The sequence below is a fragment of the Planktomarina temperata RCA23 genome (genome assembly GCF_000738435.1).
Lineage (GTDB): Bacteria > Pseudomonadota > Alphaproteobacteria > Rhodobacterales > Rhodobacteraceae > Planktomarina > Planktomarina temperata.
In genome coordinates, this window is the sequence record NZ_CP003984.1 from 214126 (window position 1) to 241086 (window position 26961).

Sequence of the window (26961 nt, forward strand, 5' to 3'; positions counted from 1 at the left end):
AGCGGGGCAATCGCGCGTCATTGGTCTGATAGCTATAGCACCCTGCGCGTTGGCACGGCGCTCGTCTGCGGTGTGCGGATGTTGATCGCCCATTGACCAAACCCTTACTCTATTCCATATCCCACATATGACAGCTCTATCTCATATCAGAAACTTCTCCATCGTGGCGCATATTGACCACGGAAAGTCCACTTTGGCTGACCGGCTGATCCAGGAGACTGGAACCGTTAAGGAACGGGATATGCAGGCGCAGATGTTGGACAGTATGGATATCGAACGCGAGCGCGGGATCACCATTAAGGCCAACACAGTCCGAATTGATTACACGGCCCTCAATGGCGAGAGCTATGTGCTCAATCTGATCGACACGCCGGGCCATGTGGATTTTGCCTATGAGGTCTCCCGCTCCATGCGCGCGGTGGAAGGTTCGCTTTTGGTGGTGGACAGCTCACAAGGGGTTGAGGCGCAGACGCTCGCGAATGTGTACCATGCGCTTGATGCAGATCATGAGATTGTCCCAATTCTCAATAAAATTGATCTGCCAGCGTCCGATTGTATGCGCGTGGCGGAGCAGATTGAAGATGTGATTGGCATAGATGCGACAGAGGCGATACAGGTCTCCGCAAAGACGGGCCAAGGGATTGTTGAAACGCTTGAAGCCATTGTGCACAAGCTTCCGGCACCGAAGGGTGATATCAATGCACCCTTGAAGGCAATGTTGGTGGACAGCTGGTATGATTCCTATTTGGGAGTGATCGTGCTGGTGCGGATCATCGATGGAAAGCTGAAGAAGGGTGAACGGGTTAAGTTCATGTCCAACGGCAGCACCCACCATGTGGACCGCATTGGTGTTTTCCGGCCACAGATGGAAATGATTGATGAATTGGGGCCGGGCGAGATCGGGTTTTTGACCGCCTCGATCAAACAGGTGCGTGATACCCGCGTCGGCGACACCATTTGCCATGACAAGCAAACTGTAGAAGCGCTTCCTGGCTTCAAACCAGCGCAGCCGGTGGTCTTTTGTGGCCTGTTTCCTGTGGATGCGGCGCAATTTGAAGACCTGCGCGACAGTATCGATAAATTGGCCCTGAATGACGCGAGTTTCAGCTATGAGATGGAAACCTCGGCCGCGCTTGGCTTTGGGTTTCGATGCGGCTTTTTAGGGTTGCTGCATCTTGAGGTGATCCGCGACCGTATTGAGCGCGAATACGCGATTGACCTGATCACCACAGCTCCCTCGGTGATTTATGACATCCACATGCGCGACGGGCGGATCGAGCAGCTGCACAACCCGGCAGATATGCCCGACCTTACGTTAGTTGACCATCTTGAAGAGCCGCGGATCAAAGCGACGATTTTGGTGCCTGATGATTATCTTGGCGATGTTTTGAAACTCTGCCAAGATCGCCGCGGTGTGCAATTGGATCTCACCTATGCGGGTTCGCGTGCGATGGTGGTTTATGATTTGCCGCTCAACGAGGTGGTGTTTGATTTCTACGATCGCTTGAAATCTGTGACCAAAGGCTATGCCTCTTTTGATTACCAAATGATCGGCTATCAGCAGGATAATTTGGTGAAGATGAGCATTCTGGTCAATGACGAGCCAGTGGATGCGCTGAGCACAATGGTGCATCGAGACCGTGCGGATGCGCGGGGCCGGGCGATGGTTGAAAAGCTCAAAGATCTGATTCCCCGCCATATGTTCAAAATCCCAATCCAAGCGGCCATCGGTGGCAAGGTGATCGCGCGTGAAACTCTGAGCGCGATGCGCAAAGATGTGACGGCGAAATGCTATGGTGGTGACGCGACACGGAAGAAGAAACTCCTGGAAAAGCAAAAGGCTGGCAAAAAGAAGATGCGCCAGTTTGGCAAAGTCGACATTCCGCAAGAGGCGTTTATTTCAGCCTTGAAGATGGATGGTTAGGCGCGCTGAGCGGCTAGGCGTCTAAAAACACACGAACCGCAGCTTCGAATTCACGCGGTTTGTCCGCGTGCAGCCAATGGCCCGCCTGCGGAATTTTGGCGAAACGGGCTTTGGGGAAGAGGGCTTTGATGCGTGGGCGGTGCTCTGGACGCAGATAGTCCGAGAGGGCGCCGGTCAGGAACAGGGCCGGGGCGTTGAAATGGCCTGAGATGTCAGGAAACCCAATGATTTGATCCATCGAGGCGCTGAGGGCCGGCAGGTTGAGCCGCCAGCGTTGCGCGCTGACATTCAAGCTTTGTAACAAAAAACTGCGCAGGGCTGGATCCTCAATATGGGCGCTTAGGGCTTGATCGGCCTCTGCGCGGCTGGTGATGTGGTCGAGGGGCACAGATTGCATGGCGTCGATGACGGGCTGCTGGCTATGGCTATAGCCGACGGGGGCAATATCGGCAACGATGAGACGGCGGATCGGCGCGCCAGAAAGCGCGGCGACCATGGCCGCCTTGCCCCCCATGGAATGGCCCAAAAGATCAACCGGTTGACCCAAGGTTGTGGCCACTTCTTCGATATCTGCGGCCAAAGCGTGATAGCTGTGGTCCTCAGACCAGGGGCTTGCCCCATGGTTGCGCATGTCCAAAGCAATAACCCGGCGGTGATTGGCCAATCGTTTGGCAATCACACCCCAATTGCGACCAGAGCCAAATAGCCCGTGGGCGATGATCAAAGGGGTGCCGGCTTCAGAGCCATTTTCAGGTCCATGGGAGATCATATGTAACATATGGGCAATCTAATCTGGGTTTGCACTCTGCGCCAGCCCCGCTAGGGTGGCTGTGCTGTAATGAGGATACACTATGTCAACGCTTTCCCAAACCATACCGACGCAAGGCCTGCATCATATCACTTTGACCGGAGCAGGGCGACAAATTACCTTGGATTTTTGGGAGGGGATTTTGGGCATGCCCTTTGTTTTTGAACAGCCCAATCTCGACAACCCCGATGAGAGCCATTTGTATTTTGATCCTGGGGATGATCGTTTGATCACAGTGTTTTGCGATGAGACCCGGGCACCTCTGCCGGGCAAAACCCCGATTGTGCCAGGTGCCGTGCATCACATTGCTTTTTCGGTCAGCCAAGCGGTGTCGATACATTTGCCGGAAAAACTGGATGCGCTTGGGATCGCACATTCGGGTTTGAAAGATCGGGGGTTTATGAGCTCAATTTATTTTCGCGAGCCCTTGGGGCTGTTGATTGAGTTGGCGTCTTATAAGTTCACGCCGCCGCAGGGGGTGTCGCATGCGCGGGTGCTGTTTGAGGCGCATCGCATTCGGGTGGCGGCGGGGGATGCTGCGATTGCAGATCGGCATGTGGCCGAAGCCTTGGCGGTATTGGTGCATCGGCAGGTGCCAAGCTTGTCGGATATATAGGCCGGCGGGTGGCGCTGTGTGATGGCGGGCAAGGCCCGCATCACAGGCGCCCCACCCGCCGTCCCGTAGATCAGTAAATCGGGAAACGGGCGCAGAGCTTGGCGACCTCGGATCGGACTTTTGCCTCAACAGCTGCATTTCCCTCTTCGCCATTGGCTGCCAATCCATCGACCACTTCGATGATCCAATCGGCAATTTGGCGAAATTCTGCTTCGCCAAAGCCGCGGGTTGTGCCCGCTGGGCTGCCGAGACGGATCCCGCTGGTGATAGTTGGTTTCTCTGGATCGAAGGGCACGCCGTTCTTGTTGCAGGTAATATTGGCGCGGCCGAGGGCTTTCTCGGTGGCATTGCCCTTCACGCCTTTAGGGCGCAGGTCGACCAGCAAAACATGCGTATCGGTTCCGTGGGTCACCGTATCCAGACCGCCTTTGATCAGCTGATCAGACAGGGCCTGAGCATTGGCAATCACGTTTTGGATATAAGTCTTAAACTCAGGTTTCAAAGCTTCGCCAAATGCGACGGCTTTGGCGGCGATCACATGCATCAAGGGTCCACCTTGAATGCCTGGGAAGATGGCCGAATTAAACTTCTTGGCCAGGGCCGCGTCATTGGTCACGATCATCCCACCGCGAGGGCCACGAAGGGTCTTGTGCGTTGTGGTTGTCGCCACATGTGCATGGGGGAAGGGGCTTGGGTGTTCACCCGCCGCCACGAGGCCCGCGAAATGCGCCATATCAACGTGCAGATAGGCGCCAACGCTGTCGGCGATCTCACGCATACGCTTGAAATCGATTTGCCGCGGAATGGCAGATCCGCCCGCTACAATGAGCTTGGGCTTATGCTGAGTGGCCAGCTCTTGAACTTGATCATAGTCCAGCAAGTTGTCCTGTTTACGCACGCCATATTGCACAGCATTGAACCATTTGCCCGATTGGTTGGGCGCGGCTCCATGGGTCAAATGGCCCCCGGCATCCAAGGACATGCCGAGGATCGTATCGCCCGGCTGCAAGAGGGCTTGAAAGACACCTTGGTTGGCTTGGCTGCCCGAATTGGGCTGGACATTAGCAAATTCGCATCCAAACAGTTGGCAGGCCCGCTCCATGGCCAAGGTCTCGGCAATGTCCACATATTCACATCCGCCGTAGTAGCGCCGTCCAACATAGCCTTCGGCATATTTGTTGGTCATGACAGAGCCTTGAGCCTGCATCACGGCCTTTGAGACAATATTTTCGGAGGCGATCAACTCAATTTCATCGCGCTGGCGAGTCAGCTCTTTATCAATGGCCTGTGCCAAGGCTGGATCGGTATCGGCCAGATCTGCATTGAAAAACTGGGAGAGGCTGGATGTCATAGTATTGCTCCTTGGGCGGTTTGTGTCTTATTGCGTGTTTCCTATCGGAAATGTCAAAGGTTCCTGCCGCGACCTTTTGACCTGATTCCGGTTATTTTAGCCATGGCTTGCGTTTTTAGCCTGCCCCAGCATAGGGTGCGGAAACGGAGTTTCCGAAATGCACAAGACAGAGAATAAACGCATCGCCTTTTTGGCCAGTACCGCAGATTTGGCGCAGTCTGCAAGGAATACATTTGTGCACAGTTTTGGCGATTGCGACCCAAGCGCGGCGGAGGTGATCGTGGCGCTTGGTGGCGATGGTTTTATGCTGCAAACATTGCATGCGACACAGCATTTGGACGTGCCCGTTTATGGGATGAATCGCGGTACCGTTGGGTTCTTGATGAATGAGTTCTCAACCGAGGGCTTGATTGCGCGACTGGCGGCGGCCGAGGAGGCTGTCATCAATCCTTTGCGGATGCGGGCAACCTGTGTCGATGGCCAAACCCAGACAGCGCTGGCGATCAATGAGGTGTCACTCTTGCGTCAGGGACCACAGGCGGCAAAATTACAGATTTTTGTCGATGATCGGCTCCGGTTGAGTGAATTGGCCTGTGATGGAGCCTTAGTTGCGACGCCAGCGGGCTCGACCGCGTACAACTATTCCGCGCATGGTCCGATTTTGCCGATTGGCTCCGAGGTTTTGGCGCTGACGGCAATGGCTGCTTTTCGGCCACGTAGGTGGCGCGGGGCGGTCTTGCCGAAGGCTGCGAAGGTGCGGTTTGAAGTGATCGAACCTGTCAAACGGCCCGTCATGGCTGATGCGGACAATTGCTCGGTCAAGAATGTGATGTCGGTGGAGATTGAAAGCGCCGGGGATGTGGCGCATCGTTTGCTGTTCGATCCGGATCACGGGTTAGAAGAGCGGCTCATTCGCGAGCAATTTGCCTAATTGGGTGTAACAGCCGGGCCCGCATGCATGGCCCGGCTGTAATTTTACTTAGGTGCCTGAAGAGGACGCCAAGCCAACTGTTGCCACGATTGCGATCAGTGGCACAAAGTTTACAAAGCTGGATGCACCGAGTGCACCTTGTGCAGAAGAGGTTGTGCCAACCATAGATGCTGCGAATGCACCTGCAAGAACGAGTTTTTTCATAATGGATCTCCATCTAAATTTATTGACGTCATTTGAGTCGAGAACGGCCCTAATAGGCCACGCCTCATTTTATTGATGACAAGAAGTGACCAAAAATCAAGACGCGTTGATAAAACTTTTTATTTTTTAACATCACGTTAAGATCAAGCGGCAAAGAGTGCGTCCGGACTATTGGACGGCGCATCTCATGGTTGCGCATATCCCAATTTCTGTAGTGCCAAACGCACCTCGTCCAAAACAGCGGGATCATCTATCGTTGCAGGGGCCTTATAGGCTTTGCCATCCGCGATGCTAACCATGGTTGCGCGCAGGATTTTGCCTGAGCGTGTTTTGGGCAGGCGATCCACCACACAGGCCAGTTTGAACGCGGCAACGGGGCCAATCTTTTCGCGGACCAATGTGATCACCTCGGCGACAACTTGCTCAGCTGTGCGGGTGCAGCCGTCGTTGAGGCAGAGAAATCCAAGTGGCAATTGCCCCTTGAGCTCATCGCTCACACCGATCACGGCGCATTCGGCCACATCCGGGTGACTGGCCAAAACTTCTTCCATCCCACCGGTCGAGAGCCTGTGTCCTGCGACGTTGATGACGTCATCGGTCCGGGCCATGATGTAGAGATAGCCACCCTCATCAATCATCCCGGCATCACCGGTTTCATAATAGCCAGGAAAGGTGGTGAGGTAGGACTTAATGAAACGATCCGATGCATTCCAAAGGGTGGGTAGAGTGCCCGGGGGGAGTGGCAGTTTGACCGCAATGGCGCCCAACTCGCCAACTGGCACCTGATGGCCCCCTTCATCCAAGATTTGCACATCATAGCCCGGCATGGCCACGGTCGGGGAGCCAATCTTGACCGGCATGGCCTCAATACCCGCCGGATTGCCGGCGATGGTGAAGCCGGTTTCGGTTTGCCACCAGTGGTCATAGACCGGCACGCCCATGACCTCTTGCGCCCATTCAATGGTGTCCGGATCGGCCCGTTCGCCGGCCAAATAAAGCGCGCGCAACCGGCTCATGTCGAAATTTTTGATCGATTCGCCTTTTGAGTCTTGCCGCTTGATCGCACGAAAGGCGGTGGGGGCCGTGAAGAAACTGCGCACATCATGCTCGGCAATCACCCGCCAAAAGGTTGTTGCATCCGGCGTGCCGACCGGCTTGCCTTCAAAGACGACCGTTGTGTTGCCATGGATCAATGGCGCGTAACAAATGTAGGAATGCCCAACGACCCAACCCACATCAGAGGCGGCCCAAAAGACATCGCCAGGAACCACGTTGTAGATGTTTTTCATCGTCCAGTTTAACGCCACCAAATGTCCCGCGGTGGGGCGCACAACGCCCTTGGGCGCGCCGGTTGTGCCGGAGGTATACAGAATATAAGCCGGATGATCACCGGATACTGCCACGCAGGGCGCGGGGGGCACGCCCTTTTGCAATTCATGCCATTCAATGTCCTGAGGCCCCAACTCAGCTTCACATTGGGGGCGCTGGAAAATAACGCTAAATTCAGGTTTATGCGTTGCCAGATCAATCGCGCCATCGAGCAGTGGTTTATATTCAACAATGCGGCCGGGTTCGATACCGCAGGAGCCTGCAATAATCGCCTTTGGCGTGGCGTCATCAATACGCACGGCCAGCTCATTTGCGGCGAAACCGCCGAAGACAACCGAATGGATCGCGCCGATCCGGACACATGCCAACATGGCGACCAAGGCCTCAGGGACCATCGGCATGTAGATGACAACCCGGTCTCCCGCCACGACCCCTTTGGCAGCCAGCCCGCCTGCGAGGGCGGCGACTTGCTCTTGCAACTCTGCATAGGTGGTTTTGGATTTCTGTCCCGTGACAGGGCTGTCATAGATAATGGCCACCCGATCGCCATTGCCGGCCTCGACATGGCGATCCACGGCGTTGTAGCAGGTGTTGACCTGCGCGTCCTTAAACCATTCGTACAGGGGGGCGTCATCATCCCACAGAGCTTTGGAGGGCGCTTTGATCCAATCAATCGCCTCAGCAGCTTTCATCCAAAATGCCTCTGGGTCTGCCTGCCAACCGGCATAAACTTCTTTATAGGACATCTGATCGCCTCCACTTCAGTTTTGAGAAGGTTATTACCTATCACAGGCTTGGACGCAACATTGGGCTTGCGCTAACATTTTGGGATGCGATGATCCGCCATTGCATCATGCGGAACTCTCGTGGAAAATGGCTATTAACCCACTGTGATATCGGAGAGAGACCATGCAAAATATACGCGCCGAAGTGGTGTTGCCGACCAAACAATTGCGAGATGACATTCCGTTTTTCACCAAGACCCTTGGGATGCGGATGGATGAAATTTTTCCGGCCGACGATCCCAGCGTTGCGGTGTTTTCAGGCTATGGTTTGCGGGTGAGGGTGCAAAAGGACGCCCAGACTGCGCCGGGGGTGCTGCGCATCCTGTGTGATGATCCGATGTTGATTGCGGACGGTCAGACGCATTTGACCGCGCCCAATGGCACGCGCATCGAAATTGCCGCCCTTGCTCCGCCCGTGGTGATGCCGCCTGTTGCGCATGAATTTGTGATGCGCCGCATGGCCGATCAGGCGCCCTGGGTCATTGGACGCGCAGGCATGCACTATCGCGATCTTATTCCCAGCCGTTTGGGCGGTTCAATCATCGCCAGCCATATCCGTATTCCTGGCGGCGGGCCTGTGCCGGATATGGTACATTTCCACTCGGTCGGATTTCAGCTGATCTATTGCTACAAAGGCTGGGTGGATTTGGTCTATGAGGATCAAGGGCCGCCGTTTCGTCTCGAAGCTGGAAATTGCGTGATCCAACCGCCAGAAATTCGTCATCGTGTGCTCTTTGCCAGTGAGGATTTGGAGGTGATTGAGATTGGCGTGCCCGCAGAACACATCACCACGATAGATCATGACATGGATCTGCCAAACGCGCATATACGCCCGGATCGGCTGTTTGAGGGGCAAAGGTTTGTTCATTACAAAGCGAATGAAACCGAATGGCGCCCGTTTCGCCTGCCAGGGTTTGTGGCGCGCGATACGATGATTTGTGCCAATACAGGCGCGGTGGCGGGGGTTCAGGTGGTCAAACCAGGGCCGGGCAGCCCTGTTTGGGCCCGCCACACGAGCGACATTCACTTCACTTTTGTCCTGAATGGTCAATTGACGCTGCAAAGCAAGGCGCAGGCGGCGCAGACCCTTGTGGCAGGCGATGCTTTTGTCATCCCGCCGGATATGGCTTGCCTTTATAGCGCACCGTCCGAGGATCTTGAGCTTTTGGAGGTCAGTTTGCCTGGTGACTTTGAGACCCATTTGGAAGACAGCGTTTAAGCCGTCAACGGCAATGGCATTTGCAGGGTAGACGGGGTTCGCCATTGGGTATGTAATGCGCAAGAGCGGCGCGGGGCGTCGATTTTGAAAGGTGATCATCATGAGCAATGATTTAATTCTCGCAGCGTCTCAGGTTCGCCTGAAAGCCTATGTGCCCTATTCCAATTTCGCGGTCGGGGCAGCGCTGCGCAGTGCTAGCGGCGCAATTTATGTTGGATGCAATGTCGAAAATGTGGCCTATCCCGAGGGAACCTGCGCCGAGGCTGGTGCGATTGCCGCCATGTGCGCAGGGGGGGAATATGAGATTGTTGAAGTGGCTGTTATTGCCGGTGGAGACCGTCCCGTACCGCCCTGTGGTGGCTGTCGCCAAAAGCTGGCGGAATTTGCCAAGGGGCCGGTGACCGTGACGTTACTGGCAACCAGCGGCGCGCAAGAACGTACACAGGTGGCGGATTTGCTGCCGGGTGCTTTTGATTTAGATCATCTGACAGCTGGTGCTGAGGACCCGAAAGCCTAATGCTGACCCGTGACCTTCTTTTGGCTTTGCGAGAAGGCTGGCCCGTGCCGCCTGAAGCGGTGCAGGCTTTTGGGGCCAATTTGGGGGCGGATGAAATCAGTGACGCACAGGCTGGCGCATTTGCTATGGCAATTTGTTTGCAGGGGCTGAGCGAGGAGGGGCGCGTGGCCCTGACACTGGGTATGCGAGACAGCGGCAAAGTGCTCAACTGGGATCTGCCTGGCAAGGTGATCGACAAGCATTCTACAGGCGGCGTGGGGGATTCAGTCTCCTTGATTTTGGCGCCGATGCTGGCGGCGGTTGGCGCCTATGTTCCGATGATTTCCGGGCGTGGATTGGGGCATACGGGCGGGACCTTAGACAAATTGGAGGCTATCCCGGGCTTGAAAACAAAGTTCTCCGAGGCCGAATTTCGCGCCATTGTGGCCAAGGTCGGTTGCGCAATCGTGGCACCAAGCCCGGATATCGCGCCGGCCGATCAACGCCTCTATGCGGTGCGGGACGTGACAGGGACCGTACGATCTCGTGATTTGATCACCGCTTCTATTCTGGCCAAGAAGCTGGCCGCTGGGCTGGAGGGTTTGGTGCTGGATGTCAAAACTGGTTCGGGCGCTGTGATGTCAGATCTGGGTCAAGCGCGAGATTTGGCGCAGGCTTTGGTTGCCACGGCCAATGGGGCAGGTTGCCCCACCAACGCGGTTTTGACGGATATGAGTCAACCGCTGATCCCCAGTATTGGCAATGCGCTTGAGATTGCCGATGTGATGCGCGCCTTTGAGAGCGGGCAAGGGGCGATGGTCGAGGTGGCGCTTGAGCTTGGCACGCAGCTTTTGGCGCAAACGCAAATGTTTCTAACTGAGACTGGCGCGCGGGACGGCTTGCGGGCAACCTTGCAAGATGGCAGTGCAAAGGCCCGGTTTGGGGCGATGGTCAGCGCGCAGGGGGGGCCTGAGAATTTTGCAGATCGCTGGCAAGATTATCTGGAAATCGCTCCGGCTTATGAGCTGCGCTCACCCGGTACAGGCTATCTAGCTGAGATGGATGGGGCTGCGCTGGGGCAGGCTGTGGTTGCCCTCGGCGGCGGGCGGCAACGCGAAGATGATCGGATCGATCATTCCGTTGGCCTGTCGGACATTGCCCCGCTGGGCACGCATCTGCGCAAAGGCGCGCTGATCGCGCGGCTGCATTGCCGAAGCTCGAAACAAGCCGAAATGGCCATGCGCGCTGTTCAGGGTGCCGTGACTTTGAGCGCAGAGCCTCCGGTGTTGCCGGCTCTGATCATTGAGCGGATTACGCCAACAAAGGTGACAAAACATGGCTAGGGCTTTATTGGTGGTTCTGGATTCTCTGGGCTGTGGGGGCGCGCCCGATGCTTCGGAGTTTGGGGATGCGGGGGCCAATACGCTGGGCCACATCATTCAGGCGCGTCAGGGTGATCTGCATATGCCGAATTTGGCCGCCTTGGGCCTGGGGGAGGCTTTGCAACATTCAAGCGGCATGTCCTCTCCATGGCCGGCTGCGCGTTCTGGGGTCTGGGCGGTGGCGCGCGAAATCTCCAAGGGTAAAGATACCCCATCGGGCCATTGGGAGTTGGCAGGGGTGCCAGTGCCTTGGGATTGGCACTATTTTCCTGATGAAACGCCGGCGTTTCCGCCGCAGGTCTTGGCGGCGCTTCAAAACTTTGCAGGCGGCAGCCTGGCAAATTGCCACGCCTCTGGCATGCCAGTGATTGAGGCATTTGGCGCCGAGCATCTGCGCTCTGGTCTGCCGATTTGTTACACCTCTGTGGACAGCGTGTTTCAGATTGCGGCCCATGAAGAGCATTTCGGCCTGCAAAATCTTTATGATCTTTGCCAAGACATGGCGGGCATTCTGCATAAGATGAAGGTCGGGCGTGTGATTGCACGGCCCTTTGTTGGATCTTTGGAAACGGGATTTCAGCGCACGCTGAATCGCAGGGATTTTGCGATGGATCCGCCGTCTGCAACCCTTTGCGAGTGGGTGATGCAGGCCGGCCGGCCCGTCCATGCGATTGGCAAGATCGGAGACATTTTTTCGATGCGCGGGATTACGCGCTGCCGCAAGGGCAGTGACGCGCAGCTGATGGAGCATTTGGCCGATGAGATGCGGCAGGCGCCCGATGGCAGTTTGACCTTTGCCAATTTTGTGGAATTCGACACGCTCTTTGGCCACAGGCGCGATGCGGAAGGCTATGCGCGGGCGCTGGAATGGTTCGATGCGCAGATTGGTCCCATTCTGGCCCAAAGCCGGCCCGATGATCTGGTGATCTTTACAGCCGATCATGGCAATGATCCGACATGGCGCGGCACAGATCATACACGCGAGCAGGTGCCTGTGCTTGTTCATGGACAGAATTTGGCACAAACTCAGGTTTCTGATCGCATGATTGCGTTTCAAGATGTGGCCGCAACGGTGGCCGCGCATTTGGGTGTTGTGGCACAAGGGCAGGGTAGGAATTTCTTATGAGCTGGAAAACATTTCCGAAAATTGAGTTGCATCTGCATCTGGAGGGCGCGGCGGATCCGGCCTTTATCCGGGGTCTCGCGCAAGAGAAATCTGTCGATATTGGCGGGATTTTTGATGAGGAAGGCGCGTATAAATACAGCGGATTTGGTGAGTTTTTGCAGGTCTATGAGGCGGCCACCCAAGCATTGCAAAGCCCAGAAGATTTTCAGCGCCTGACGCAATCGGTGCTGGAAAACCTTGCTGAGCACAATGTGGTTTATGCCGAGACCTTCGTCTCCCCCGATTTCTGCGGTGGCAGAGATCTGGGCGCTTGGCGCGAGTATCTACATGCTATGCAAGAGGCGCATGTGGAGGGGGTCACGCTGAAAGGCATCGTCACCTGCATCCGCCATTTCGGGCCAGATAAAGCGCGGGAGACGGCCCTTTGCGCTGCTGAGACAGCGGGGGATTGGGTTGTCGGCTTTGGCATGGGCGGGGCAGAGGATGCCGGCAAAGCCGGGGACTTTGCCTATGCTTTTGACATGGCGCGCGAAGCTGGGCTGCGCTTGACCTCCCACGCTGGCGAATGGGGCGGAGCGCAATCGGTTTGGGATACGATTAACGATTTACGCATTGAGCGGATTGGCCATGGGGTGCATGCGATTGAGGACCCTAAGTTGGTCGATTACCTTGCCGAAACGGGACTTGTATTGGAGGTAAACCCTGGCTCCAATATTGCCCTTGGCGTCTATCCGAGCCTGGAACAGCACCCGATCGCCAAGCTGCGGGACGCAGGGGTGAAGGTCACGGTCAGCACCGATGACCCCCCATTTTTTCACACCGATATGACGCAAGAGTTCGAGCAATTGGAGAGGGTGTTTGGCTGGGGCGTAGATGATTTCCATGCGCTCAATGCCACAGCCCTTGATGCAGCGTTTTGTGATGCTGACACCAAAGAGGCTTTGGCCAAAACTCTGGAAAACTAGGGTCTGGTGTCACACCGCGGCAATCTTAACGTCATTTCAAAGACCTCTGCATAACCCAGCCGCCAAGCCAAATGACTTTGCCCGGTGGCAACACCGGGCTGCGCCTGCCTGCCCCGCGGCAGGCGCATTCACCATCTGGGTATACTGATATACATGGTTATGGCTCAAATTTTGCGGTGATTTCACCACGGCACATATGCGCCCGCCCAGGCCTTTCGTGTTGAAATGGCGTTATGCAGAGGTTTTTTTGAAGCAACCGCGCATTGTCAAAACCGCAATTTTGCACCAGTATCGGCTCATGTAATCCTTGTAATTGGCTAAATCCTATGACCCTTACCATTGTTGATCATCCGCTTGTGCAACATAAGCTGAGCTTGATGCGCGATAAGTCGACACCGACCAATCAGTTTCGCCAATTGCTGCGCGAGATCAGCCATCTGATTGCCTATGAGGTGACGCGGGATTTGCCGCTGGAGCTGTGCGACATTGAAACGCCCATGCGCTCTATGCAAGCGCCTGTTTTGACGGGAAAAAAACTGGCCTTGGTCTCTATTCTTAGGGCCGGGAATGGGTTGCTGGATGGGGTTTTGGAATTGATTCCCTCGGCAAGAGTGGGGTTTGTGGGGCTTTATCGCGATGAAGAAACCCTACAGCCTGTGCAATATTATTTCAAAGTGCCCGATGATCTGCAAAACCGCGTTGTGATCGCCGTCGATCCCATGTTGGCTACTGGCAACTCGAGTGTTGCGGCGATTGATTTGCTCAAACAGGCGGGCGCGCGCAATGTCAAATTCCTCTGCCTCTTAGCTGCCCCTGAAGGCATTGCCCGTATGCAAGAGGCGCATCCTGACGTCGATATCACAACAGCCGCGGTTGATGACTGCCTCAGCGATATCGGCTATATCCTTCCTGGCCTTGGCGATGCGGGCGACAGGATGTTTGGGACGAAGTGAAGGGTTGGATGTGTTCCAATAATGCAAAGCTTGCATAATCGCTGAAGGTCATTCATGTTTCACCACGTTAGAGCGATCCCGATAAGATATTCATTATTTTTTTGATGTAAGTTTTTATATGAACAACAAACCGACCTCAACGACCGTAATAGAACCGACTGAAATTGCGGTAACCCAAACCATAATCCGGGCTCAAAACGGGGATGTGATTGTGGCAGACGAACCGGTTTGCGGATGCGATTGTCAGACCGAGTGATTGAAGACATCGCGATGCGCCTTGGAAAATCGGGCCATGGTTTTGGGGCCATGCCGCAACGTGACGATACCAACAATTTTTTGGGAGATGTTGACCCCTCGTCGCAGGCGGAGGAACTGAGTTATTTTATCGGTGAAAATATTGATTGCTGGGACGTTCTGCAAAGGAGAGAGTTTGCCTCTTTCATGGCAGATTTGCCAGGCCGTCAGGGCGTGCGGGGATTTTTGAAACACCTGAAGGGTGGCGGTATTATCGCTGATACAGCGGGCCCCTTACAGACGATTTTAGCCATCGGAGGAACTCGCGCGGCCTTGGCGGAGAATGGCTACAACGAACGGTTCAACGGCACGCGCGGCCCTCATTTCATGTTGCAATGGCGTTATACAGAGGTCTTTTGAAATGAACGCGCTCTAATAGAGACGTCGAAAATTAGTGGCTCTGAAATTGGGTGCTCGGCAAGTAATGCTCACTTAATTCTTTCAAAATGCGTGTCGTTGCACCTCCATGATTGTGGATAAAATTCGAAATTTGGTCATTGTTGACGTTCGGGGTGAAATTACGCCAATGGGTTAACAGATCATCAGGTGTGGCTAATTTGATCAATACACCGTCTTCGATTGCCTCTAAACCAGGGTACTCGATGCCCCATATGCTGGGGCCTACAACTACGGAATTCAGTAGACGTAGAGGTTCAATGATATTGTGGGACCCCTCGCCATTGAAACTATCACCAACGAACACCGATTGGGCCAATGCGTAGTAGAAATTGATTTCACCTAAACTGTCACCAAACAAACCATCACAATCAGCAGGTAAGGGCGTTAGCATTGAAAGGTCTGCTGCAAAATCCCGTGATCGGACGGCCATATTTAAACCTGCGTTACGCAATTTTTGCTTGGTCTCTTCAAAATTCTTTGGATGGCGAGGCACATAGATTATGAACGGTTTAGTTCCAATTGTATGTTTCAAAAGCTCCTGAATTACAGGTATCAACATTGGATCTTCGTCGGGGGCCGTACTCGCAAGGCAAATGCGAAGTCGTTTTGGATCAATGGTTTCCAAAAGTGCACCAGCTGCGTCAAGCTGTGTTTGCGGGATAGTTTGTTCGAATCTCAATTCGCCTGTTACGCGAACATTTTTGGCTCCGAAGTGACGAAATCTTTCTGCATGACGTTGAGATTTGGCGAGTATTAAGTCAAATCCCTGGATACTACGTGCGCGTATTCGTCCAAACCCCTTTTGATCGCGCGCAAAGCTTTTGTCTGGGTATTGTGCTTGTGCCATGATCAAAGGCACCCCTAGACGTTTTGCTTGGGCAATCATTTGTGGCCAAAGTTCAATTTCCATAATCATGCCAAATCTAGGCTTATGATTACAAATGAATCGACGCAGGGCCCAGGGTAATTCGATGGGGGTCCAGCGCAGATATAAACGTTTCGCGGCAATATCATCTGCAAAAAGTTTCGACGCTTCGGCCCGCCCGGCTGCTGTTATAGTCGTCAGCAAGATTGTTTCACCACGATCTATCAAACTGCGAATGAGCGGATCTGCTGCACGTGTTTCTCCTAAGCTGACGGCATGTACCCAAATTGTGTCTGGTGGTACTGGTGATCCACCTCCAAATCTTTCGCGCAAATTTGTTATATATAAAGATTCCGAACGGCTACGGTACCACAGGTATAAAATTATCAATGGCAAAGCCAAATGCCAAAGGATTGACCAGAGACATAAAACAAGACGATCTGACAGACGGTTTGGAAACATTAGATCCAGCCCCGTTGATGACCCAACATCCGGGCTTGAGCGATCGTAGCTAAATAGCTGTGTGATGACAAATGATCCGGCATCACAGATGCATCACAAATCGAAAGGCCATCAATTCCATGGACTCGAAAATCGGGTGCGACAACGCCATCACGCGCTGTGGTTGCCATACGGTTTGACCCGATCAAATGATAACCAGAATATACACCAGTGCGGATCAATGTTTCATCATCGATATGGTTGGAATGCGGCGCAAATCCCATTTGGAAAATCAAGTTACGGGCATGGCTTAACGCCTGCAGTGTTGTTGTCATATCGCGCTGGTCGGCTAAAAATCCTGGATCAATACGTAATTCCTTTGATGTCAATTCAACCGACCCTTCGGAATAGGGCCAAAGTGCATACATTCCCAAAGAAGCGCCCCGTACTTTTTCGAATACGATCCCTTTTGTGCCAACTTGTGATCGGTCTTGGGTGAAATGTACCAATTGAATGCGATACGGATTTTCCCATTCGACATTCAAACCGGCTGATGCACCTGGGCCGCGCAAAATGGTGTCAGACTGACCCGTCAAAAATTTGAACCCTTCAGCCAACGCTTTAAAATCACGGGTTTTTTGATTCAGCGTATCATGTTCGGGGCAAGAAAACGGGATGCGCAAATTTGCGTGATCTTTTAGGTGTCGACCAACATGAGGTTGATCCAATTTGCCCGCAATTCCAGCTCGACGCAGCATCGCACTATCACCAATACCAGACTGTAGTAAAAGGGTGGGGGATCCAATAGCACCAGCAGACACAATGATTTCCTGTGCGTGTATTTCAACGCCATCTACCAAAACAACTCCTGAAACCCGACTATCGGTAAAGATTAATTCTTTTGCGGTTCCTTGAACGATCGTGAGCTTTGACTTTTTGGCTTGGCGGTAAAATGCCTCCAAGTGGTTGTGTCTTAAACCCCATCGCGTATTCACATGCAGGGGTGATGCTCCAAAGAAATCATCATCAGGGTCGTCCAGCAAACGGGCACCGTCAGCCACCGTCGCTTTCAAAAACAGTTCGCTCAGACCATCTGTCCATGTGTGAACGCGCGGCGCAGCGTTCGATGCTCCTGGTGATAACTCACGTAAGATATCTGAAAAATTTAACCCAATTTTGTCATAGACTTGGGCATATCTATGGCGGGGCCCAGCATATGCTACATTACCATTGATCCGAGAGGATCCACCCAACCCTCGCCCAGCGAGTATGGGCCGCGCAAATCCACCAGCGCTCGTCAAAGGGATAGATCGCCAAACATCCACAAAACGCGAATTGCCTATAATTTTACCGACCATCAATGGAATACGCTGGAAAATGTGACGCCCACTGCTGACACCTTGTTCAATCAAGGCAACGTTCAATTCTGCACGTGTTGCCATGCGGGCCAGTTCTAACCCCGCGGAACCACCACCCACGATCACGAGGTCAAATTCAGGGACGGACAAATTCCACTCCCTGCGATACAAGCCAATCATGCTGGGTTTCTGCCATCGTCCAGTCAAAGGGTGTATCGATATCATTAGCAATCGGATTGGATAGTGTTACGAATTTTGTGCCAGCGGGTGAAAAACCTAGCCCGTTTTTAAGGTTCGTTACACAGCCAGCATAAAACGCCCCATCCACAAAACGATATTCTCTGACTCGCTCTTGGCGTGTTTCAGTTTTGGGACCAGTTATGATCGGCCCAGATGATAATTCGATGATATCTTCTGGCGCTTCTGCAGGGGCGGTACAGGATACGACCGTTGGATTCTTCTCCAACGCTGACACCAGTCGTTCCAAATCGACCTTTATCCGTAACGGCGACGTGGGTTGTAACAGAATATAATTATTTGAGTTCGTGGCCTCACAGACATCCAGAACTACCTCCGCCATGCTGGCTGTATCGTTGGCCAACTGCTTGGCCCGATTGTGCACCAACAAATTCATTGCCCGAGCCAGCTCCGCCACCTTGGGATCATCAGTGGTACATAGAACCTGTGCATCTAATTTGTTCGATAGCCATTTTGCAGCAGCAAATGACCAATTCACCAAAGGCGCATCGCGAAAGATTTTGGTGTTTTTTCCAGGAATTCCTTTGGATCCTGCCCGGGCTGGTACCACGATTAACAAAACTTAGTCTGCCAATGCGTTCAATGCATCCGCAAGCGCTGCATAATCTTCGACCGATCGGCCCAAAACGACGGGGATTGCGATTTGTCGTTCCAAAAGCGCGAGGGTTTCCATCGCGGCAGGGGTGCGTGTGTCGAACCCCATGTGATCCCAAAATACCGAGCAATGCCAATTCATAGCATCAGGTAAATTTTTTGTTCCAAAACCCATGTCACTCAATAGGGCGATTGTGCTATCGCGCAAATTTTTATCTTTGACTTCGAAAATCACGGTGTCAAACGCAGGTTCGGCTTCCTCTGGGATTGCGCGTTTTTTAAACGCTGGGACCGTGACACCATCACACAATACTTTGAAGCGTTTTCCAGATTCCTCTAAGATGTAATCCAGTTTTGCCAATTGCGCCTTACCAACGACGGCATTCAATTCACTCATACGATAGTTGAAGCCTGTGATTCCTGCACGATCTAATCCCCGTGGTCTACCCTCTAGATTCATGTGGCCGTGATCGTGATACCAGCGCGATTTTTCGGCCATTTCAGCGTTTTGTAAAATCACAAGGCCGCCTTCGCCAGTTGTTATTGTTTTACCAAAATCAAAACTGAAGACACCTGCATCACCCAACGTTCCAGCATATTGACCATTATATTTTGCGCCAACGGCCTCGCAGGCGTCTTCGATCACAGGCAGTTTGTATTTTTTAGCAATGGCTTTGATTTCATTCATACGTGCGGGAACGCCTAACATGTGAACCGGCATAATTGCTTTTGTCTTTTTTGTAATCAATCCTTCCAATTGGGTAGGATCCATATTTAAGGTCTCATCTGATCCTGCGATCACGGGCGTTGCCCCACAGTCTACGATGGCTTCGACCGTCGCGATAAAGTTGAAACATTGCGTGATTACTTCGTCCCCGTAGGTAACACCCAATGACTTCAACGCGACTTTGATCGCCGCGGTACCTGATGAAACGCATAGGGCATCATTCGCGCCTAGTTTGTCACGAAACGCTGCTTCTAATTCCCGAACATGATAGCGTTTGCGCATTGGTCCGAAACCATGTGCAAATAAAACGCCACCTTCATCCATCAATTCATTTAGGGCTGCACGTTCTTCTTCGCCGATCAGTTCAAATCCTGGCATTACAGCCCCCTAATTATTTGTCACATCCCGGAAGGTCGTACGGCTGCTTTTTGATCAGCTCCGGTTTGATTTTATGGCAATCCTTCATCGCTTGCAAGGGCGGCCTGCTACGCAACGCTGACTGCGGAAGTTGTTGGTTGTAGAACCAAATGTAACGGTGCAGCGTCGCCTCGATTTCTTCATCGGATCGGACATGATAGCTCTGCAAGACCTCCTCGACACGACCATTGAACCGCCCGAACTGTATGAAGACGCATCCGGGCAGGGACGCTTCAGATCGCGCAGAAAGCGCCGGGCGGTTGGCCGCCGTCTTGTTGTTGCAGACAAGGGTAAAAACCCACCTCGTCGCCCGATCAGTCGCCACGAAGTGGCAAACAATTAAAAGACCTCTGCATAACCCAACTGCCAAGCCAAAACACTTTGCCCGGTGGTAACACCGGGCTGCGCCTGCCTGCCCCCCGGCAGGCGCATTCACCATCTGGGTATAGTGGTATATATGGACATTGCTCAAATTTTGCAGTGATTTCATCACCGCTCATATGCGCCCGCCCAGGCCGGCGCTGCCCTCATTTCATGTTGAAATAGCGTTATGCAGAGGCCTTTTAGAGGGGTAGGACAGGCGCGTTCGCACTTTGGGCATTCGTGACCCTGACCTAACAGCGAGTTGAACACGTGTTCTAGGCAGGTTGCATCATCTGGGAACTGTTTGAAGAATTGGCGGACATTGCATTGGTTTATGCAATAATGATCATAGAATGTATCTCAGGGGGATACCCCCTTTTTAACTTTCAATTTTTCAGCAGAACGGAACCGGCTACAGAACAGTTGAAAATCGCTGCGGTAGCTCATAAATTTCCTTAGTCTTGAAGTATCCCCAAACGTATTGACGAGGAAACTTTTCAGTCTGCTTGGTTCGCATTCGATCTCGGAATTTTTTCAATTCGACATCGGTTCCTTTGAAATCGGCATTCTGGATAATTGCGTGATAATTTTGCAAAGTCCGTGCCCAAGGGTGATCATTGACCGCAATCCCGCCACTGTCTTCGGCAGTTTGCAAGATTTCTAGTTGCCGTTGCGCGCGCCGCTCAATTGTTGGCAGATCGAAGTACTTTAGGTGCAAGAGATAAAGATCTTCGGGCATATGCCTGGGTCCGAGCGTATTTCTGTGCCCACCTGGTCCAAAAGAAACCGGTCCGCCCACGATGCAGGGTTTTGAATAATTGCGATTAGGGCGGAAAAAACGGCGTCTCGACAGGAAGCTTTCTCCATCCTCTATCGCGAGTGGCTCGTGTTCTGGAATATGAATGATCTCCAATCCCAATGGAGACATGTTTTTAGGAGATTGCGCTGTCAGGTAGTGTTTTTGGATGTAGTCATAGACGTTTCCACCGGTTTTCGGATCAGCAATAACAAATTCGTCGACGTCTGACACAATCATGTAACGGTAAAATTCTAACATAGCGCTGGCAAAAAAACCCATCATGCGCCACCGGTTGACTTCAAATAATGTAAATGACTCGTCTCTGGGGACATTCATGCCATGGGCAAAGGGCGCGATCTCGCGGTGCCTCGGGTCGTTTCCGTGGCTATAAATGTAGATATTCTCTGCACCAATTTGATCTTTGTAATATTTGTACCAGCGCTCCAAGAAAAAATAGTCTTTGTATACCATGGTCAAAACGCCGAGTGGCTGTTTTTGTCCGTGTTTTGAAAGCGGTTCTGTGTTCATGGCGTGGTTTTCCGTATCCGTGTTGAGATTTGCCATAAAGGTTGCGTGGGGAATGTTTTTATGGCCGTAGTTTGGAATGGGTTTTCCGATTTCTGCCATGGGCACTAACGGATGTACCAATTTTCGCTCTGGGATATCAAAGCCCCACTCTTTGGACGTCTCGTAGAGTTGCGCTTCCATATGCGTAAATCCGCGATGTCCGATCCCCAAAACTTTTTGCTGCCAGTAGTCTTTTTTGAGATTATAGAGCTGCGTGCTGCCGTCGCGATATCTAATAAGGCGATATTTCCCATAGCGAATTGCAACATTATCTTGGAGGAAGGTTGGAATAGCCCTTTGCGGTGCGGGCCTGCCGCGAATTAATGGGCGTAATGACTTCCCTAAACTATCCTTGCGGGGTGCTACACTGTCCGTATAATCCAAAACAGTAGGACCAACATCAATCAAGCTGACAGGATCATAAATCTCCTGCCCCTGCGGGTTGGCGGGGTCAAAAACAATAAGTGGCACCCTGGCGGCCTGTTCCCAAAGAGTTTTCTTTTGAAAGCGGTTTAGATTTCCAAGGTGAAATCCGTGGTCTGATAGAATGACAACGATTGTATTTTGAGCATGTGGTGAAGCTTGAAGCGCATCCCAGACCCGACCAATGTGATAGTCAACATGGCTAACAGCGGAAAAATAGTTTCGAACGCTATGTTGCCACCAGCTATGATCTGACTTCGCCAGTTCAGGCGTTTCCCGCAGCTCATATTTTGTAAAGTCATTTGTTGAAAATCCCTGCTCCCATTCGGCAGGACGCGTAAAATTATCAACATTATAGAGGTCTTTGAACCGGATTGGGGTCACCCGAGGGCCGTGCGGGCTGTAAAAACCGACTTCGCGGTAAAACGGTGCGGCGTCGTTATATGAATTCAGAAATGAAATGGCAGAGTCGGCTGAATGCGCGTCATAGTAATGTGAATCCTCGCCTGGATCTGTGGTTGCATATCCGCCGCGATGGCCACCCAGCGCAACGGCTGACTTAAATTTGGTCGGGGTCCAGTCGAAAAGCGGAAATGATTTTGGCGCATCATCATATAAGACCTTGTGATATTTTTCGTCCATCGCACCAAAGTAATGATGTACTTTTCCACCGGAGGAGCAAAAATACCCGTGTGTCTTTAGATCAAAACTCCACATCTGTTTTGGGGAAATATGGTTGAAGACATAGTCGTTGTTTGAAACCACGCCCGATTGATGCGGGGCTATGCCAGACATAAGACTGGCTCGTGATGGGTCGCACAATGGGGCAGCACAATAGGCGGCTCGAAATACACTTGCGCGTTCGCAGATGCGATCAAGATTCGGCGTTTGGAGTTTTTCCTTGAATACGGATCTATAGTCCCAATAGGCCGCACAGTCGTCCATACTGATGAAGAGAATATTCTTTGTCATCACGCTAAACCTCTATATCAAAAGGGACGGCGCCTATGGCTCCATCGTCAGATAGAATATCCAGAATTGTCTGAGTTGTTTGGGCCCAGGGCTTTTGTCCATCTACCCGAATGATATTGCCCCCCCTGTCCTTGTGATGGTCGAGACAAGTTTGATGTAGCCGCTCCAATTTCTGATAACATTGCGATAATTCCTGTTCGGAAAAACTCCGATACCGTTTTGGCAGCCCCTTGGGGCGCGATTTGCACCGTTCAATCGCCAAATCAATCGAGCATCCAATATGGATGACCGTGTCAAAACATGGGACATGTTTCAGATAGGTGTCGATATTCGAATAGGTGTTCGGATACAGAAAAATCGCTGAGCCTCGGTGCAAAAAACCCTCATCAGAGAGTGCAGGACCCACGGCGTCTGTGGCCTGTTTGGAAAAGTGATATTGAGCCAAGAGATCAAAAAAGTCTAAATTTCTGTCCTGCTGTAAGATTGCATTTTCAAATACGATTCTGAATATTTCTGGGTAGCAATGCGCAAATTCAAACGTCGCGAAAAACCATCCGCGTCCCCTCTTTCGCCGAATATATCCACGTTTCCTTTTATGGTGTTGCAAAACACGTTCGGCACGTTGGTTTAATGTTTCGATATTAATGGCGTGGTCGGCCGATTTTTCTAGCAATGTTTTAACCAAGGTTGATTTGCCAGAACCGGGCAAACCTAAGAGCTCAACCAACATTTACGGTGCCATTTTGCACAAGATATGATAGATATCTGTTCCCTCGTCGTTATGCTCTAGAACCAGACTTTTTTCAACGACTTCAAAGCCATAACTATTAAGGAGCTTGGTGAGTTCGTTTTCCGACAACCAGCCTCCCATTGGACTATTTTCATGTGGGGTGAAGCCTGTTTTGCGGTTGTGACCGAGTTGGATAATTGCATATTTCTTTGTAACTCGTGCAAACTCACGCAATATTTCCTTTGCAACACTGAAGACAACGATATCGCGCAGAAAACGTGTGCTTACGAGTAAATCGAATTCTTTGTCCTTGAATGGTAAAGACGCTGCATCTCCAACGCGGGCATCAATTCCATCAAAATCAGAGCCTAATGTTTTTTGTGCTGTCGAAATCATATCTTCAGACGCATCTAATCCCGAAATTTTAAACCCTTTTTTACGGTACATCGGAACGAAACGGCCTGTTCCAAAAGGGATGTCTACGACCGACATTCCATCTGGGAGCTGGTCTAGGAGCTGCGCCATTTGTTCCTGCTCGACATGCCACCAAGCTTGTTTCTTGCGCTTTTTCTCGTAATTGCTCGCAATATCTTTATAGTATGTATCGCCTTTTGGCCGACCTTTGGCCACAATTTTTGGAGATTTCATTCTTATTCCTTTCCTCCCGTTTTCCGGCACTGATGCGGTTAACAGTCCAGACAACGCTGATCGGGCTTTAAATTCAGGCCCTCTGGAAATATGACAGAAGTTGTCGGAAGTTCAATGCGAAAACTCAAATGACTTCACCTGTATTGCCAAAACGTGACATTCTTGGGGCATCGTTTTTTGAAAACACACTCGTAAAAAAATTTGGATGTTATTAGGGCGGTGCGGTAAAGCGCCTGGTCGCAATTTGAGGAATTTGGCGTCGGAAAAATGAGACAAAAATAATAAGGCCGTACTAACTTCTCTCCCAGCGCTCACCATATCACCCTGGGTTGCAAATCGCCTGTAGGCCGAGCCATGCGCCGTCGGGAAGGGCGGGAAGGGCGGTTGGTGCGGGGGGCTGTGCGGCGGATGCTGGTCTGCGCTGATCTGACAGGGCTATTTTGGCCAATTGGTCCACCTGCCGGCTTGAGAGCTCGTTTGAGGTGATCAGGCTGATGGAGACCAATGGTCCGGCGTCTTCGAGGAACATGCCGAGCGGATCGACTTGATTTAACGTGGCAATGGCGGAGGCGACATAGGCTGCCGTCACGGCCGGATCGTCCGATTGCCCCACCATATTGTCAAACACTATCACTTTGCCGCCGGGCAAAACGATGGGTGCGGCGCGTTGCCCGGGGAGGACGCGCAGTTCAAGCGCGGTATTCGGTGCCAGGCGCTCCACTAGGAGCGCGGCGCTGCGGATGCCTTCTGGGCTGGTGCAATAAGGACCGGCCAATTGGCCAATGCGCTGTGCAAGCACCTGGCCGAGCTGGATGCGTTTGGCCTCAGGCAAGACGTTACTTGCATAGCGGGTCATGGCTTGCGGCCCCCAAATCAGGGTTGCAAAGCTGAGAAGGACGACGCTTGAGAGTGCAAGAATGAAACGCACTCTGCCAGGATGTGGACGGCTACGATCAATAGCTTTTTGCACCTTTAGCAGGGCGTCAAGCATGGTTTTGTCGGAAATTTCCAAACTTTCTTCCGAGCCCGGCGCGGGCCTCAGGGTCGCTGCATCCTCTTTATGGGTTTGGACATCAACCGCGGCCAAAGACCAATGGGCCAGCGGGCGGTTTTGCATATCCGTCAAAATTAAGGTGGCTTGGCCGCAAGACACAACAACCTCACGCCTTTGCATCGCAGGGCCGCTGCGCCAAAGGCCGGTACATTCCAGCCGCTCATATGCTTTAAGTGCGGTCATGTGGGCCTGCTCTGCCTCTTTTCCGCAAGATAGGTTGATCCGAGTATCTAGGCAATGGCCTGTGCCGTTTTGCGCTGATGTCCGCTCGCCCCTAGGCTGTTTTTGCGATGCCCCGGAGCTCGAATTTCTGGATCTTGCCGGTGGATGTTTTGGGCAGCTCTTGGAAGATGATACGCTTTGGTGTTTTGAACCCGGCCAAACGGGAACGCACAAAGGCGATCACCTCAGCCTCTGTGGCCGATTTTCCCTCAAGCAACTCAACAAAGGCACAGGGCACTTCGCCCCATTTGTCATCGGGCTTGGCCACAACGGCGCATAGGCTCACGGCCGGATGGGCCATTATAGCGCCTTCGACCTCGATGCTTGAGATATTCTCACCGCCGGAAATGATGATATCTTTCATCCGATCGGCAATCTGCATCATGCCATCGGGATGCTGAACGGCGATGTCTTCGGAATGAAAAAATCCTCCAGCAAAAGCCTTCACCGTCGCTTCGGGATTTTTGTAATAGCCCTTCATGACCGAGTTGCCCCGCATGACGATTTCGCCCTGTGTCACGCCATCCATTGCAATTTGCTGGCCTTTGTCATCAACGACGGTGGTCAAATCCATCATCGGCATGGCGATCCCCTGGCGGGCCTTGCGGGCCGATTGCTCTTCGGCGGGCAGAGCATCCCAGGCCGGATTCCAAAGCGATTCCACCACATGCCCATAGGTCTCGGTGAGCCCATAGACTTGTGTGACATTAAAACCCAATTGGCCGATGGCAGCCAAAGTCGCCGGTGCTGGTGGGGCGCCGGCGGTAAAGACCTCAACCTGATGATCAAAGCTGCGCCGTTCGCCGTCTGCGGCGTTGACGATCATGTTGAGCACAATGGGCGCGCCGCCGAAATGGCTTACCCCTTCATCTGCGATGCCATCATAAATCGCCTTGGCTGAAATATCGCGGCAGCCGACAACCGTGCCGCCCAAAAGGGGCATCATCCAAGTGTGGTTCCAGCCGTTACAGTGAAACAAAGGCACGATGGCCATGAACACCGGCTGGAGCGTCATGCGCCAACTGATCGGCGTGCCCATAGTCATCAAATAGGCGCCGCGGTGGTGATAAACCACGCCCTTGGGGCGGCCTGTTGTGCCGGATGTATAATTGAGCGCTAGGCTCTCCCATTCATCCGCCGGCATGATCCAAGGGGCCAGAGCATCGCCGCGGGTGAGCAATGTTTCATACTCCAGATGCCGGCCAGAGGCGGTGAAGCCAGCCTCTTGATCGGCCACCTCAATGATCTGCGGCGCGGGCGTGCTCATAGCGGCAATTGCCGCCTCCACCGGGGTAAGAAATTGGCTGTCGACCAAAACAACCTTGGCCTCTCCATGTTCGAAAATATAGGTCAGCGTGTCGACATCGAGCCGGGTGTTGATGGTGTTTAAGACAGCGCCACATGCGGGCACACCAAAGCTGGCTTCAATTTGCGCTGTGATATTGGGGAGCAGCGTTGCGACCACATCCCCGGGCTCGACGCCGAGGCCTGTCAGAGCGCTGGCCAATTGGCTGACCCGCGCGTGATATTGGCGGTAGGTGGCGCGATGGGAGCCGTAGACCACCGCAATATGCTCGGCAAAGACCGAGGCGGCGCGTTGCAGATGCGACAAAGGCGTCAGCGGCACATAATTTGCCTGGCATTTGTCCAACCCAGTCTCTTCCGCCATCCAGCCCATGTCGCATTCCTCCCATTTCTGCGCACTATCGCGCTTGCGCAGATGATTTCAAGAGCCCATGCA

At 52.7% G+C, this 26961-nt stretch carries 24 protein-coding genes; 10 read left to right on the forward strand and 14 right to left on the reverse strand.

All coding sequences use genetic code 11. From position 1 onward, the window contains the following. The first annotated feature begins 127 nt into the window (after nt 1-127). Entirely contained in the window at nt 128-1924 is a 1797-nt protein-coding gene (gene lepA / locus RCA23_RS00980; protein ID WP_044048655.1) for a translation elongation factor 4, read from the forward strand. A gap of 13 nt (nt 1925-1937) precedes the next feature. Here the strand turns inward: lepA and RCA23_RS00985 are convergent, their stop codons facing one another. Beyond that, nucleotides 1938-2702 (reverse strand): alpha/beta fold hydrolase, encoded by a 765-nt coding sequence (locus RCA23_RS00985; protein ID WP_044048656.1) that lies wholly within the window; start codon nt 2700-2702, stop codon nt 1938-1940. A gap of 73 nt (nt 2703-2775) precedes the next feature. Here RCA23_RS00985 and RCA23_RS00990 point away from each other — a divergent pair, with 73 nt between their 5' ends. Continuing rightward, nucleotides 2776-3348: a VOC family protein gene (locus tag RCA23_RS00990; RefSeq protein WP_044048657.1), complete on the forward strand. Its 573-nt coding sequence runs from the start codon at nt 2776-2778 to the stop codon at nt 3346-3348. 70 nt (nt 3349-3418) lie between these two features. Here RCA23_RS00990 and glyA read toward each other — a convergent pair whose 3' ends face one another. Continuing rightward, nucleotides 3419-4699, reverse strand: coding sequence for a serine hydroxymethyltransferase (glyA, locus tag RCA23_RS00995; protein ID WP_044048658.1), 1281 nt, complete (start codon nt 4697-4699; stop codon nt 3419-3421). A gap of 157 nt (nt 4700-4856) precedes the next feature. On the opposite strand from glyA, the gene RCA23_RS01000 reads away from it, so the two are divergent. Continuing rightward, on the forward strand, nt 4857-5630 hold the full coding sequence (locus tag RCA23_RS01000) for an NAD kinase (RefSeq protein WP_044048659.1): 774 nt from the start codon (nt 4857-4859) through the stop codon (nt 5628-5630). A 48-nt stretch (nt 5631-5678) separates the two neighbouring features. Here the strand turns inward: RCA23_RS01000 and RCA23_RS16350 are convergent, their stop codons facing one another. Then, nucleotides 5679-5834, reverse strand: coding sequence for a hypothetical protein (locus RCA23_RS16350; protein ID WP_169701296.1), 156 nt, complete (start codon nt 5832-5834; stop codon nt 5679-5681). A gap of 185 nt (nt 5835-6019) precedes the next feature. Then, on the reverse strand, nt 6020-7909 hold the full coding sequence (locus RCA23_RS01005) for an AMP-binding protein (protein WP_044048660.1): 1890 nt from the start codon (nt 7907-7909) through the stop codon (nt 6020-6022). Nucleotides 7910-8072: 163 nt separating this feature from the next. On the opposite strand from RCA23_RS01005, the gene RCA23_RS01010 reads away from it, so the two are divergent. From RCA23_RS01010 to RCA23_RS01040, 7 genes are all read left to right on the forward strand, one after another. Next, nucleotides 8073-9167 carry a cupin domain-containing protein gene (locus RCA23_RS01010; RefSeq protein WP_044048661.1) on the forward strand — a complete coding sequence of 365 codons (1095 nt, stop codon included), beginning with the start codon at nt 8073-8075 and terminating at the stop codon, nt 9165-9167. A gap of 100 nt (nt 9168-9267) precedes the next feature. Next, on the forward strand, nt 9268-9684 hold the full coding sequence (locus tag RCA23_RS01015) for a cytidine deaminase (protein ID WP_044048662.1): 417 nt from the start codon (nt 9268-9270) through the stop codon (nt 9682-9684). Further along, complete coding sequence (locus RCA23_RS01020; RefSeq protein WP_044048663.1) at nt 9684-11006, forward strand: thymidine phosphorylase; 1323 nt, start codon at nt 9684-9686, stop codon at nt 11004-11006. Before RCA23_RS01015 ends, RCA23_RS01020 begins: the two co-directional genes overlap by 1 nt. Beyond that, nucleotides 10999-12171 carry a phosphopentomutase gene (locus RCA23_RS01025; protein ID WP_044048664.1) on the forward strand — a complete coding sequence of 391 codons (1173 nt, stop codon included), beginning with the start codon at nt 10999-11001 and terminating at the stop codon, nt 12169-12171. Before RCA23_RS01020 ends, RCA23_RS01025 begins: the two co-directional genes overlap by 8 nt. Further along, a complete protein-coding gene (locus tag RCA23_RS01030; protein WP_044048665.1) occupies nt 12168-13136 on the forward strand; it encodes an adenosine deaminase in 969 nt (322 codons plus the stop codon). Before RCA23_RS01025 ends, RCA23_RS01030 begins: the two co-directional genes overlap by 4 nt. A 326-nt stretch (nt 13137-13462) precedes the next feature. Then, complete coding sequence (gene upp, locus RCA23_RS01035; RefSeq protein WP_044048666.1) at nt 13463-14089, forward strand: uracil phosphoribosyltransferase; 627 nt, start codon at nt 13463-13465, stop codon at nt 14087-14089. A 252-nt stretch (nt 14090-14341) separates the two neighbouring features. Continuing rightward, nucleotides 14342-14743, forward strand: a complete 402-nt coding sequence (locus RCA23_RS01040; protein ID WP_169701297.1) for a hypothetical protein — start codon at nt 14342-14344, stop codon at nt 14741-14743. Between the two features lie 31 nt (nt 14744-14774). Here the strand turns inward: RCA23_RS01040 and RCA23_RS01045 are convergent, their stop codons facing one another. The 10 genes from RCA23_RS01045 to RCA23_RS01090 all read right to left on the reverse strand — a co-directional run bounded on the left by RCA23_RS01045 (nt 14775) and on the right by RCA23_RS01090 (nt 26898). Continuing rightward, nucleotides 14775-16109, reverse strand: coding sequence for a 3-deoxy-D-manno-octulosonic acid transferase (locus tag RCA23_RS01045; RefSeq protein WP_044048668.1), 1335 nt, complete (start codon nt 16107-16109; stop codon nt 14775-14777). Beyond that, nucleotides 16109-17596, reverse strand: a complete 1488-nt coding sequence (locus RCA23_RS01050) for a GMC family oxidoreductase (protein ID WP_044048669.1) — start codon at nt 17594-17596, stop codon at nt 16109-16111. The genes RCA23_RS01045 and RCA23_RS01050 overlap by 1 nt, the downstream gene beginning before the upstream one ends. Next, entirely contained in the window at nt 17583-18254 is a 672-nt protein-coding gene (locus RCA23_RS15875; RefSeq protein WP_236631416.1) for an acylneuraminate cytidylyltransferase family protein, read from the reverse strand. The genes RCA23_RS01050 and RCA23_RS15875 overlap by 14 nt, the downstream gene beginning before the upstream one ends. Before the next feature lie 12 nt (nt 18255-18266). Beyond that, complete coding sequence (locus tag RCA23_RS01060) at nt 18267-19403, reverse strand: DegT/DnrJ/EryC1/StrS family aminotransferase (protein ID WP_044048670.1); 1137 nt, start codon at nt 19401-19403, stop codon at nt 18267-18269. Between the two features lie 13 nt (nt 19404-19416). Then, on the reverse strand, nt 19417-19932 hold the full coding sequence (locus RCA23_RS16355; RefSeq protein WP_169701298.1) for a hypothetical protein: 516 nt from the start codon (nt 19930-19932) through the stop codon (nt 19417-19419). A 285-nt stretch (nt 19933-20217) separates the two neighbouring features. Then, nucleotides 20218-22566, reverse strand: coding sequence for a sulfatase-like hydrolase/transferase (locus RCA23_RS01070; RefSeq protein WP_044048671.1), 2349 nt, complete (start codon nt 22564-22566; stop codon nt 20218-20220). Nucleotides 22567-22570: 4 nt separating this feature from the next. After that, a complete protein-coding gene (locus tag RCA23_RS01075; protein ID WP_044048672.1) occupies nt 22571-23296 on the reverse strand; it encodes an ATP-binding protein in 726 nt (241 codons plus the stop codon). After that, the gene (locus RCA23_RS01080; RefSeq protein WP_044048673.1) at nt 23297-23944 is read right to left on the reverse strand and encodes a class I SAM-dependent methyltransferase; all 648 of its coding nucleotides are present in this window, start codon (nt 23942-23944) and stop codon (nt 23297-23299) included. Between the two features lie 319 nt (nt 23945-24263). Beyond that, nucleotides 24264-25181, reverse strand: coding sequence for a hypothetical protein (locus RCA23_RS01085; protein WP_052376963.1), 918 nt, complete (start codon nt 25179-25181; stop codon nt 24264-24266). 91 nt (nt 25182-25272) lie between these two features. Continuing rightward, nucleotides 25273-26898, reverse strand: coding sequence for an AMP-binding protein (locus RCA23_RS01090; RefSeq protein ID WP_044048674.1), 1626 nt, complete (start codon nt 26896-26898; stop codon nt 25273-25275). Nucleotides 26899-26961 lie beyond the last annotated feature (63 nt).